Source organism: Salinibacter altiplanensis, assembly GCF_002894645.1.
Taxonomy (GTDB): domain Bacteria; phylum Bacteroidota; class Rhodothermia; order Rhodothermales; family Salinibacteraceae; genus Salinibacter; species Salinibacter altiplanensis.
Window position 1 is genome coordinate 1 of the sequence record NZ_NCQY01000002.1, and the last position, 12,251, is coordinate 12,251.

Sequence of the window (12,251 nt, forward strand, 5' to 3'; positions counted from 1 at the left end):
GTGTCGACGCTTTCCTCGAGGCGCTCGCGCTGCTGCTCGGACTCGCGGACCGCCTCCTCCACGCGCCGCTCGACGGAGGCCTTCTCCTCCTCCAGCGCCTCCATCGCGTCGGTGACCTGACGCTGCTGATCATTGAACGTGTCGGCCACCTCGGTGATTTCGTGGGCCCCGGTCAGGGAGACGTACGTCCGTTCCCCCTCACCGCCGATCTGGCGGGCGAACGACTGGAGGGGCTGGGCCACTCGGGTGCGGAGGACGTACAAGATCGCCGCCACGCCGGCCGCCAGAAGCACGAAAATGCCGACCATTGCCCACCGGACCGTGGTCGACCAACTTCGGCTTGAGGCCACCTCTTGTGCCGCCTGCTCTTCGATCGTCCTCTGAAACTCCTCGGTTGGGCCCAGAATGCGCTTCTTCGCCGCGAGGTACTCGTCCCCGAACATAAGTTGACGCGCTCTTGCCCGCTTTTCATTGGGGGAGAGAGCCCGGGCCGCTTCGTCCAGGTCCGTTTCTGCAATGGGGGTGGGCATGTCTGAGGCCGGGACGCCATCGGCCTCCAGGACTAGGCGCATCGCCTGCGCCTCAGTTTCCACCAGTGCGTCGGATTCGTTCTTGGCCTCCTCCAAGAGCTGAAGCGCCTCGTCTGGTGCCTCCTTCAATTCCAGTTCGCTGACAGCCATCTTGCGGCGCTGCACCTGCTGGACTTCGGTCCAGTAGTTGTCGAGGTACTTTTGATTGCCGGTGACTGCAAACAAGCGGGCCTGACGCGTCAGGTAGTCGGAGGCGTCAGCGACCTGCTGGCTAAGGTTCTGGAAGTCGAACTGCCGTTCGTAGGAAGACTGGAGGGCGTCGGCAGAGCGGGAGTTGAAATACAATCCCGTGCCGAGGACGACCAAAAGTACCGTGAGTGAGATCCCGGCGATGCGCGTGATTTTGGAAAGCCTCATGGGAGGTGGTGGCTGCGAAAATTCATTGGTTACATGATTTACATGACTGATGCGTTGGGGTCATCGCGCGTCGGACTCCCGGATTTAAACGTAGCCGGTGGGCCTGTTACTTTTCACTTCTAATTTACAGAATGTGAACCTGGGAAAGCAAGAAATGGGTTGAACGTGCGAACACTCGGGCGAAGGTCAACGGGTGCGCTCAACGAGGATCCGCCGGAGAGGAACGATCTGCCGGCTGGGTTGCAAGGCCTCTCCACGTCGGCCGCACTACGCGTCGCCGTGGTATAAAATTTGATTCACACAAAGAAGCCACAGCGTGCCCTCTCTTCTGAGAGACGACCGACGATCCTTGCCGATAAGAACAGACCCCTGGGCATGCCGTCTCTCGCACTCCGCGGACGGCTCTTTGCCGACTTCGCCCTCGAACGCCGCACACAGGCTCCCCATGGGGGGGTAACTCGGCGCTGAGAGTTGCTTTCTGCTCCGCCCGTCCTTTCCACCACCTGGTCCCGTCCACATGACATATTTGCTTGTGCTCGCGGTCGGCGCGGGGGCCGTCCTCTTCGGACTGGGGGCCTTCCGGATCGGCCAACGTTTGAGACGAGGGTACCGCCGAGAGGAGGAGGCTGCGGAAGAACAGGCGGAGCAGAGCGCTCGCCTGGAGGCCCTCTCCGACAGCATGCCGGGCGTGCCGTACGAATTCCGGGTCGGCCCGGACGGCGAACAGTCCCTCGCGTTTATCGGCGAGGGCGCAGGGGAGCTCCTGGGGCTCCCCACCGAGGCAGGCGGGTTCTACGAACGGTTCGTGGAGCATATTCCGGACAGCCACCGGGAAAAATTCTTGCGGTCGGTTGAGAAGGCGGTCGCAAGCCAGTCGCACTGGCAGCTGGAGGTCCCGTTTGACCGCCCCAGCGGAGACCGAATGTGGCTTCTGGGATCTGCAGAGCCCGAGCCGAACGGGAAAGGGATTCTGTTTCGCGGGCTCCTTCTCGACATTACAGAGCGAATCGAGGAGGAGCGCCGCCGCGAGCAAGTGATCCAGCGTGTTACCGACACGATCATGGAGGTGGACGCCGAGTGGCGCCTCACGCTCGTCAACGACCAGGCCGAATCGCTTTTCGACGTGCCCGAAGAAGAGCTACTCGGAAGAAAATTCTGGAATGTGTTTGCCCAGGCACAAGGGACTCGCATCGAGAAGGAGTCCCGCCGCGCGATGCAGACCCGGAAGCCAGTTCGTTTTGAGGAGCATTTCGAGGGGCTGGACGCGTGGTTTAACATTCAGGCCTACCCGAACCCGGACGGCGGCCTCGCCTTCTACTTCGACGACGTCACGGAGCGACGAGAACGAGATGCACAGCTCCGAGAGCGAGAAGAGATGCTCCGATCAATTACCGAAAACGTCTCTGAGGGCATCTACCGATCCACCTCGGAGGAGGGAATTGCCTACGCCAATTCCGCCTTCGTAGAGATGTTCGGCTACGAGAGCCTCGAAGCGTTGCGGTCGGCGGACCCGTCGGAATTCTATGCCGACCCCGCCGAACGGGAGGCGCTCTACCGCGAGGAAGACGAGCAGGGAGGCCTCGACAAGGTAGAGGTGCAATTTCAACGCACGGATGGATCGGTGTTTACCGGTCTCCTGAGCACGAAAACGGTACAATCGCCCGGGGGAGAACGCACGTACAACGACGGCGCTGTCACGGACATCACCGAACGCAAGGCCCGAGAGCGGCGGTTCGAACAGGCCGAGACGCTGTTCCAAAATGCCCAGGATGCCCTCTTTCTCATCGACGTGGAGCGGGAGGGGGCAGAGCGGGCGTTCACGTACCGGCGGGCCAATCCCATCTATGAGAAGACGTTTGGGCACGCGGAAGATGACATCTGTGGACGGTCCCCGAGTGAGGTCTTCGGGAAAGAGCCTGGTGCGTTTTTGGAGGCAAAGTGTCGGAAGTGCAAGCGCCGCAAGGCGTCTCTCGACTACGAGGAGAAACTGTACGCAAAAGGGGAGGCGGCGTACTTCAGGGCCCGTCTCGCGCCGGTGGTCGTCGACGGACAGGTGCAGCAAATTGTGGGGACCCTTCGGGACATTACCGAGCGCAAGCGACGCGAAGAGACGATCGAAACGCGCCGCCGAAAGATCGAGGCGCTGTACAAGGCGACCAGTGGACTTTTTTCCATTGACCGACGAGACGCGGTTCCGGATCGTATTCTCGTCGTGCTGGAAGAGGTCTTTGACTTTCCACTCGTGCACATCGGCCTGGTGGAAGATGGGGCCTTCACCCCCAAGAAAACAGTGGCGGAGGACCTCGCGCGGATGCCCGAGCCACGACCTCGTCCGATGGACGCGGATCTTGCGGCGACCCGCGCCATCCGGGCCGGGGAGGCCGTAGTGATCGATTCTTCCGACGACCTGGAGAGTGAACTCGACTACGGCGCGCTGACGACCCTCGCAGGGATCCCAATCGCCGGACACGGCGCGGTGGTGCTCGGCAGGGAGCAGGGACGATTCAGCTCGTTCAACCTACACCTGTTGGAGGTGCTCGCGAGCTACGCAGCACTGGCCCTGGAGCGACTCGAGCGAGAAGAGACGCTCGTCGAAGCGAGGGAAGAGGCGGAGGAGGCCGCCCAGCTCAAGTCGGCGATGCTCGCGAACATGAGCCACGAGGTCCGCACGCCCCTCATGTCAATGATCGGGTCGGCCGACCTGCTGCGCGAAGACGTGGAGGGGGAAGATGCCGAGATGGCCGAGCAGATCTTTCGAAGCGGGCAGCGTCTCCAAGAGACGCTCACTTCGGTGCTTGAGCTCTCTCGGCTGGAGGGCGACGCCTACACGCTCGACGATGATCCCGTTCAGCTGGACGTGATCGTCCGAGAGGTGGCACAGGACCTCAACCTGAGGGCCTATGAGAAAGATGTGCAGCTGGAGGTGGACAGCCCGGGTGCCTCGGTCGAGGCCCGGCTGGACGAGACGGCAACCCGCCGAATCGTGACCAACCTCGTTGAGAATGCCATCAAATTCACGCCGGAGGGCGGACGTGTGCAGGTCCGAACCCGCTCCGAAGGGGACGAGACGGTCCTGCTAGAGGTTGAGGACACCGGGGTCGGGATTGCGGAGGACGCGAAGCCGAAGATCTTCGATGCGTTCAAGCAGGAGTCCGAAGGACTGGACCGGGAGTACGAAGGGAGTGGGCTGGGGCTCTCGATTGTGGATCGGCTTACGACCTACATGGACGGGAGCATCGAGGTCGAAAGTGAGAAGGGGGTCGGGACGCAATTTGCCGTGCGGTTTCCGCGCTGAACCGGACGCCTGTGGGGCGCGCCATCCCCGAGAGCACGCAGGGGGCGAGAGTGCCCACCCCATGTGGACCAGTGAAGACGGACTCAACGCGGGGCTTCGGGCGCTGGCGGGCAGGCTAGAAGCGGATTGGCAAATCCTAATAGCGTCTCGTTTTTTTGTTCATTAAAATTTAAACTTTTTGTCACCAGTACTTGGTGTAGTCTGTGGTGCCAAATAATCGGTAGTTTTCCAACTCTCTGCTCGATGTTTCCATCCCATGAGCTCAAACCACTCTACCGAAAACGATCAAGTGAACGAGCGTCCCGACGGTCTTGAGAAAGATGATCTCGGGGACCTTCTCTCTGGGCAGGGGGACGTCTCGTTTTTCGTAGAACGCCTGGGGCGTGAAACGGCGTCGGTCCTGGACGAGATGCTTGGCGTGGTCGAGCAGCTGCGGGCTGCGTCCGCCGACTCCGAAGAACCGACGGCACAGCTACAGGAACATGGAGAGGGGCTCCGTAGGATCTTCCGGTCGATAACATATCTTGCTCATCTCTCCGGCGATCAGGGCGGCCCGGATCCTACGGAGGTCGACGCTGTCGCCCTGGCCGAAGAGCTTCTCGAGGACGGCCCCCTGGCCGCCCGCGAGGATGGACTCGATCTTACCCTCAAGGCTCCCTCGTCGCCGGTCGAGATGATCACGAATCAAGAGGCATTGCGTCAGGCCTTGGGACACCTTCTCGCGACTGCGATCGCGGTCGCGCCGGAAGAAGAGGGGACCCTCCGCGTCGATGAAGAAGACGACGCAATCGCCTTTCACGTCGAAGACATGGGCGCCGATGTTTCGACGGAGGACCTCTCGGCCCTCTTTGAGCCCTTCACGCACCGGAAGCCCAAGCAGGACGCCTCTTCGGAAGGGCTCGGGCTCGGCCTCCCGCTCGCCCGGGCCCTCTCTCACCAGGTAAAGGGGACCCTCGACGCCGAGAGCAATCCTGGCGAGGGACGCGTCTTCACGTTGTGCGTGCCCCGGGACGTGACGAGCGCGGCCCGTCCCGAATCCGGTGAGGCCGTCGGGCAAGATGCGGTCCGTCTGTTGATTGTAGAAGACAACGACGTCACACGCCGACTTCTGTGCCGGATGCTCGAAGACACCTACCACGTCGACATAGCCGAGGAGGCGGGACAGGCGATCCAGCAGGCCGAAGAGAGGGCCTACGATGTCTTCATCCTGGACGTAAATTTGAAGGACCGCCGCACGGGGGTCGAAGTGCTTCAGTCGGTGCGCAAGATGGAGGGGTACGCGTCCACCCCTGCGGTGGCCTGCACGGCGTACGCCCTGGACGACCACCGCGAGCATTTTCTCCGGGCTGGGTTCAACGATGTCGTGGCCAAGCCGGTCACCAAGCGGGAGATCCTCGAGGTCGTCGACCGGTGGCTGAACGGCTCTGCCTTGCCGGAGACCGAGGCCCCCGAGATCGTGTTGTCGGGGATCGAGCTGCCCCCAATTCCGACCACGCTCACAGAGGTCGCAAGCCTCGCGTCCAGCCCCGAGACTCCGGACGTGGAGGCGCTTACGGAGGCACTTCAGAAAGATGCGGTGGTGTCGCAGTGGCTTGTTCGCCACATCAACTCGGCGTACTACAGCATGCGGGAGTCCATCGATACCGTGGAGCGGGCCGTGCGGTACCTGGGCTTTCAGCCGGTGTGCAATCTCATCCTGACGAAGGTGATTGGGGAGAGCTTCTCCTCCGCCGACGAGCCGGGCGGAGAGCGGGTGCAACAGTACATTATGAGAACGAGCGTGCTGACGGCCTACATTGCCCGAGAGGTGTCCAAAGAGGTCGGCTTTGAGGCCCCCGGGGTGGCGTATGCCGGCGGAATTTTTGCCCAAATTGGCCGCCTGGCCCTTCTCGAAGAAGAGGAGACCTACATCGATCTCTGGTTTGAAGGGCCGGATCGGTCGGGCGATTTCCAGGGGCCGCCCCCGCAGGGACAAGAGATTCTGCACTTCGAAGAGGACTATGTGCAGAACGGGGCGGCGGTCGGCAAGGCGTGCGGCGTTTCCGACCGGTTGCAGGCCGTCCTCCGTGGCCACCACCGCCCCGGACGTGCCCGCGAGCAGTACCGGCCGCTGGTCCCAATCGTCGCGCTGGCGTTTGAGGTGGCCCACCACGCAGGCGGCCTCGAAGACGACGATCCGTGGGGCGGACCGGAGGCCCTCACCAGTGATCTTCGGGACTTTCAGGTCATCCGCCACGTGGTCGACGGGGAGCCGCTCTCCGAGGGCGAGCTGATCTCATCGGTCACGGGCATCGTCAACGACGCCCAGGAGTTTGTGGGCGAGGTGTTGGACGCGGCGTAGCCCCCGCCCGACGGCCCGGGCCCTGCCGCGAGGAGACAATGCCCAAAGCCCATCACGATGATGAGGGGGCCGGGATGTCGCGCCGGGCGTTGAGCCGCAGCACGAGCCGTCGCGTGCTGGTGAGGAGGTCGGGCTCGAGAATGACGTTGTGGGCAGGGAGGCCCAGTTCTCCGAGGCGTGTCGTCACCTCAGTGCCGTTGGAGGCCTGTGTCGTCACGGCGAGCACGTGTTCGGGGGCGATCCGGGCCTCGTCCACGAGCCAGCGCGCGATGCGGACGGCCTGCGATGGGGCGGACGGGTCGACGTGGAGGACGAGGTCGCGCACGTCATCGAGGCGGTCCCGAAGATCCTTTAGGGGGGCGGCGCTGCAGGAGCGAACGTCGAAGTGGGCGATCACCTTCTCGTCGTGCTCCAGGTAGCGCGCGAGGCCCTCTTGCGCCCGGGGGGCCTGTTCGACGACCAGGATGGGATGACGATCGGCATCGGGGCGCGGCACCGGCGGGAACGTATGGGCCACCTGCTCCTCCAGCGCCACGTCGTAGAGAAAGTCGGCCACCTGCTCCGGAAAAGAGCCCTCGTCGGTATTCCAGTCGGACTGGAACGGGTTCATGAGGCAGGTGCGGAGGAGGGTCAGCGACGCGTCGTTTTCGGCGGCCTCTTGGACCACGTCGGTGGGGAGGAGGTCCTCCAAGATGTGCGCATAGTCGGCCACCCCGACCTCCGTCTGGGAGAGCAGGAAGGCGTACTGGTTGATGTCCTCCCGCCCGTCGACGGTCATCTGTTGCCAGATGCGGTTCGTGTAGTCGTTGAGGGCGGCGACGCTCTCGACGCCCTCTCCCGGCGCCACCACAAAGCAGAACGCCACCGTCTCCGGATGGTGGAACGGGCGCAGGTCCAGCTCGCCCTCAGGGGCGGCGAAGCGCTCCGTCAGGGCCTCGAACAGCTGCTGGTTGGCCTGGATGCAGTTTTTCATGAAGCGCCCGTGGCCCTCGGGGGTGAGGGGCACCATCGCCTGCGACAGGTAGCAGCTCACGGCCACCGCGCCGGGCCGGGAGCCCTCCAGCGTCCACTGCCCGAGGAAGCCGCCAAAGCCGGACTGGTCCTCGTCGGCGAGGTACGGGGCCTTGTACGCGATGGCGTCACGGACGTGATGGTCGCGGAAGAGAACAGCGCCCGCGGGATAGGGCACGTAGCCAAACTTGTGAGGATCAATCGTCATCGAGTCCGTCGCGGGGAGCATCGCAAGGGCCTCCACGTCGTCGGTGGGCAAGAGGCCGTCGGGGCCCACGAGGTCGTCGTCGAGCTGAGCGGGCGGGACGAAGTCCCCGTCGTCCGTCTTTGGGAGAAGGGAGGCGAAGAAGCCCCCGAAGGCGGCGTCGCAGTGGTGCCAGAACGTGAGGCCGGCGTCGCCCATCTCGCTGCGCACGGCCTCAATCTCGTGCAGCGGGTCGATGGCGCCCTCCTCCGTGGTGCCCACGATGGAGACTACCCCGAGCACCGGCTGCCGGTTCTCGATGCACGTCCGTAGCCGCTCCCGCAGCGCGTCGGTGTTGAGGCGGATGCGGTCGTCCACGGGGACCGTCTCCAGCGCGTCGGCCCCGAGGCCCACCACGTCCATGTTTTTCTGCCAGCAGTAGTGGGTCGCCTGCGAGATGAATACCTTTGGCAGGCGCGCCGGGTCGTCGGGAAACGCGCGGTTGTACTGGAGCAGAAACGAGGCAAGCCCGGCCCGTCGCACGCTGGGCAGCGCCTCCTGAAACGCCTGCGCCCGTTCCGGCGGCCCCTCTCCCAGGGTCGCCTTGATGCGCAGGTGCAGGTCGGTAATGGCATCGATCGGAAGGTTCGAAAGGCGCCACGTGGACAGCGCCCTGAGGGCCGCGCGCTCGCCGGTGGCGGTCGTTACCTCCAGGTCGGCAAGCGACGCGAACGCGTCGGTCTGGCGGGCCACGAGGCGGACGGCCAGTGGGTAGAGCCGGATGTTTCGGGCGATCCAGAGCGCCTCCAAGTTGGCCACCGTCCCGCCGCTACAGAGATGGCCCCAGCTGTAGGTCGAGCGCCGCGTGTGGGCGTCCTGGGGCAGCGTCTTGGGCAGGAACGTGGGGTAGCCCACCATCTCGGCGAGGGCTTTGAAGTAGGCCCGCTCCTCCCGCACCGTTTCGGGGGACACCTCCGCCACCACGTTGTTCTGGTTGTAGAGGAGGCCGGCAAAATAGCCCACGAAGGCGGGGAGCGAGGGGTCGCTCACGATGTGGGCCACCTGCCGCGGCGAGTAGAGGGGCGCCGCCCGCTTCAGCTCCGCCAGAATTTTGGAGAGCTCGTCCCGCAGCCGGGCGGACATGTCGTCGAACGCCTCGGTGCGCTTGTCGCGCTCGTCGATCAGGCGCGGGTCGCGGGGGTGAAAGTTGCGGCGCCAAAAGACGTGGTCGCGGAGCACTTCGAGGAGCAGGCGCTCCAGCTCGTCGGCGTTCTCGCCCTTCGGTCCCAGAAAAGCGGCCTTGTGGAGGGTGTCGGAAGAGGGCGTGTCGGACATGGAAGAGAAGGATGTGCGAGAGGGATCAGTGCGTTCCGTACGGGCTGTGGACGCAAACCTTTTCGGTACGGAGAATTTTCACCGAGCGGCCCTACGCAAGGGCCGATTCCCGACCCGAATCGCGAACGAACATGCAGGTTGAGTCCGTCTGACCGACGAGGCGGTGGACCGTATCGAAGTCTGGCTCGGGCTGGAGGCCGAAGATGTTGAGGTCGGCCCGCGGGGCGCTCTCGATGTACGTGTCGAACGGCTCGGTGCCGGTGACGGCCGTGCTGTCCGGAAACCGGCCGAGGTCGATCAGCTTCTCCAGGAAATCCTGGGCTTTGTCCTGTTGGTCGGGGGCCGGAACGGTTGTCACGAGTCGCATCTGTGCGTCCCAGTTTTGCGACAGCTTGTAGCCGGTGAGCAGGGCGAGGTCGAGGTTGCCGATCTCCATTGAGATGCGCCAGTCGGGGCTGCGGTCGCGGATCCAGACGTTGATCGTCTGGCGCTGCCCGAGCGACGCCCGGGGGTGCGGGGCATACAGGAGCGTGCCCATCTGCTCCCGATCCGCCTCCGCAATGACGCGGCGGTAGTCGGCCTCGCGCTCTGGGGAGGCAGGCATCCGGAGAAACACGATGTTGGGGCGAAAGAAGGCCCCCCGGAGGGCCTGCATTCCGGCCCGTAGGCCTTCGGTGAAGCCGCCCGCGTCGATGACCGTGGACGAGGCGAAAATATTGCGCTCCCGAAAGGCGGCCGTCAGGGTATCGAGGTCCTGGTTCAGCCCCTCCGGCGTGCCGTTCGGGCTCAGGCCCACAATTTTGACGGAGCCCTGCGGGGTCGTCAGGTCCTGCAGCGTGAGGAACGAGCCGCGGAGGTCGCTGTTGCGCTCGACCGGCACCAGCAGGTTCGGCTTCCAGGCCCGCTCCTGCATGGTGGGCAGCTCCGTCACCGTCTTGGCTGCCCACTCGGCGAGCGCCACGAACAGGCCGCTGCGCACGTCCTCGAAGGGGGCGTCCAGCTGGCGGCGGGCCAGCACGACGTAGAACCCGAGCGTGACGACCAGCGCCACGAGGCTGATTGTAGGGCTAATGATAAACATGGCCACGAGGGACCCGGCGAGGCCGAGGAACGAGACCCAGAGTGGGATGCGGAGGCGAGGGCGAAAGCTTACGAGGTCCAGGCTCTGCTCGATCAAGACCGCCGCACAGATCATCGTGTAGGTCACCAGGAAGAACATTGTGATGAGCGGCGCGATGGCGTTCAGGTCGCGCACCAGGAGGGAGGCGAGGATGAGGCCGCCCGTTACCATCATGGCGTGGCGCGGCTCCCCATCCGGCGCGAGGTACGAGAGCCAGTCCGCCTTCGGCACCACCTGATGGGCGCCCATGGCCTGCAGGATGCGCCCGGCCCCCACCATGGAGGCCAGGGCGGAGGAGAACGTGGCCCCCAGCAGGCCGGCCAGCACGGCGCCGGGCCAGTACGCCTTGTCCATCATGACGTAGTAGCTGTCCGTCATCTCGGCCGGCGTTGCCGAGCGGGCCAGCCAGACGGCCAGGAGGACGTAAATCACAAACGAGACGCCGATGGCCGCGAGGGTGCCGAGGGGAATGCTCCGCTTCGGGTCCTCGAGGTCGCCGCTCATGTTGGCCCCGGCCATGATGCCGGTCGTGGCGGGAAAGAAGACGGCGAACACCACCCAGAACGAGGGGCCCTCCGCGGGGCTTTGGGAACTGCCCATGAAGTCGCCCCACAGCTGAATCTCCCCAAGGCCGTACTGCATCGACCCGGTGGCGGCCGCCGCGGCGATGGAGACCAGCGACGCGCCGATGACGGCCATGATGAGGTACTGCACGCGGATGGCAAAGTCTGCACTCACGTACGCGATGCCGTACAACACCGCGAAGGTGGCAAAGTCCACCAGCAGGGCGTGGTGGCCGGGAAACAGGTACAGCCATCCCTCCCGGAACCCGAAAATGTACATCGTGACGGCCAGGGCCTGCGAGAGATAGCGCGGGATGCCGACGCTGCCGCCCACCTCCAGCCCCAGCGACTGGGCAATCACGGCGTACGCCCCGCCCGCCCCGATTCGGATGTTGGTGGTGATCGACGACATCGCCAGGGCCGTGCACAACGTAATCGCAAATCCCACTGTGATGATGAGCAGCCCGCCCAGCAGGCCCGCATTCCCGATGATCCAGCCCTCTCGGAGATACATGATCACCCCAAGAATTGTAAGCACAGTGGGGGTGAAGACCCCGCCAAAGGTGCCGAATTGTTTGCGCCCCGAAATGGGAGCGTCCCCCGGGTGCATGCGTTCGTCGATCTCGGCCCCTGAGGGAGGCCCCGAGTCGGACGAATCAGATGACGAATTCCCGGAACGCAACGAATCGAGCATGGCAGTGGAAAGTTGAAGAGGTGTCTTCTGGAAGGTAAGGACCGTGAGCGACGATGTGCGAATGGGGGCGCGATCCGCCGAGCGCCCTCCGGCCCAGTCCGACGAGATCGTGAAATCTTCTTTGCTGACGGGGACAGTGCCCGTTTGCTGAGCGGAACCCCGGGGCGCATTCGGGCGAATACATGAAATCGGCAGTGTCCTGTCCTATCCTATGACGGGCCGGTTGCGTAGTCGGCCCATGTCTTGTCTGCCTCACCGATCCGGCTGTGCGCATGCCGACGACCCAAACCACCAAGATCAACCAGTTGCTGGATCCGACGCGCGTCCGTATTGGGCTGGACGAGTCCTCGAAGACAGCGGTGATCGATGCGCTCGTCGATGTGCTTGCCGGCCACGAGGCCATCAGCAGCCTCGACGACGTTCGGACGGCGGTCTTTGCGCGCGAGGAGAAAATGTCAACCGGCGTGGGGAAAGGGCTTGGCCTCCCGCACGCCAAGGCCGCAGCGGCCTCCGACACGGTTGCGGCCTTCGCCACGACCGAAGAGCCGGTCGACTTCGGGGCGGTCGACGACGTGCCGGTGCGAATCCTCCTGCTGCTCGTGGGGCCGGAGGAGCACAAGTCACAGCACGTCAAAATCCTGGGGCGCATCTCGCGGCTCGTGAGTCGGGCGTCGCTGCGGGACCGTCTCCTGGGCGCTAAGACGCCAGAGACGGCCATCGAAGCCCTTCGCGACGGGGAGGACGCACTTCGCAGCTAACCC

5 protein-coding genes and 1 pseudogene are annotated in these 12,251 nt (G+C 64.3%); 3 read left to right on the plus strand and 3 right to left on the minus strand.

Annotated elements, in window-relative coordinates; translation table 11 throughout:
- A pseudogene (locus B7R93_RS00180) lies at positions 1 to 947 on the minus strand (methyl-accepting chemotaxis protein); the annotation flags it as partial.
- Between the two features lie 517 nt (positions 948 to 1,464).
- Between B7R93_RS00180 and B7R93_RS00185 the strand changes: the two are divergent.
- Both B7R93_RS00185 and B7R93_RS00190 read left to right on the plus strand, forming a co-directional pair.
- Positions 1,465 to 4,242: a PAS domain-containing sensor histidine kinase gene (locus B7R93_RS00185; protein ID WP_103018848.1), complete on the plus strand. Its 2,778-nt coding sequence runs from the start codon at positions 1,465 to 1,467 to the stop codon at positions 4,240 to 4,242.
- Between the two features lie 256 nt (positions 4,243 to 4,498).
- The gene (locus B7R93_RS00190) at positions 4,499 to 6,583 is read left to right on the plus strand and encodes an HDOD domain-containing protein (protein ID WP_103018849.1); all 2,085 of its coding nucleotides are present in this window, start codon (positions 4,499 to 4,501) and stop codon (positions 6,581 to 6,583) included.
- 52 nt (positions 6,584 to 6,635) lie between these two features.
- On the opposite strand, the gene B7R93_RS00195 is transcribed toward B7R93_RS00190, so the two are convergent.
- Entirely contained in the window at positions 6,636 to 9,113 is a 2,478-nt protein-coding gene (locus tag B7R93_RS00195; protein ID WP_103018850.1) for a pyridoxal phosphate-dependent decarboxylase family protein, read from the minus strand.
- A 91-nt stretch (positions 9,114 to 9,204) separates the two neighbouring features.
- The gene (locus B7R93_RS00200) at positions 9,205 to 11,490 is read right to left on the minus strand and encodes an APC family permease (RefSeq protein ID WP_232797845.1); all 2,286 of its coding nucleotides are present in this window, start codon (positions 11,488 to 11,490) and stop codon (positions 9,205 to 9,207) included.
- 272 nt (positions 11,491 to 11,762) lie between these two features.
- On the opposite strand from B7R93_RS00200, the gene B7R93_RS00205 reads away from it, so the two are divergent.
- Positions 11,763 to 12,248 carry a PTS sugar transporter subunit IIA gene (locus B7R93_RS00205; protein WP_103018851.1) on the plus strand — a complete coding sequence of 162 codons (486 nt, stop codon included), beginning with the start codon at positions 11,763 to 11,765 and terminating at the stop codon, positions 12,246 to 12,248.
- The last annotated feature ends 3 nt before the right edge of the window (positions 12,249 to 12,251 follow it).

Excerpts from the sequence above, each read along its gene's own strand:
- B7R93_RS00185 (WP_103018848.1), top strand. The coding sequence starts at position 1,465 with ATGACATATTTGCTTGTGCTCGCGGTCGGCGCGGGGGCCGTCCTCTTC.
- B7R93_RS00190 (WP_103018849.1), top strand. The coding sequence starts at position 4,499 with ATGAGCTCAAACCACTCTACCGAAAACGATCAAGTGAACGAGCGTCCC.
- B7R93_RS00195 (WP_103018850.1), bottom strand. The coding sequence starts at position 9,113 with ATGTCCGACACGCCCTCTTCCGACACCCTCCACAAGGCCGCTTTTCTG.
- B7R93_RS00200 (WP_232797845.1), bottom strand. The coding sequence starts at position 11,490 with ATGCTCGATTCGTTGCGTTCCGGGAATTCGTCATCTGATTCGTCCGAC.
- B7R93_RS00205 (WP_103018851.1), top strand. The coding sequence starts at position 11,763 with ATGCCGACGACCCAAACCACCAAGATCAACCAGTTGCTGGATCCGACG.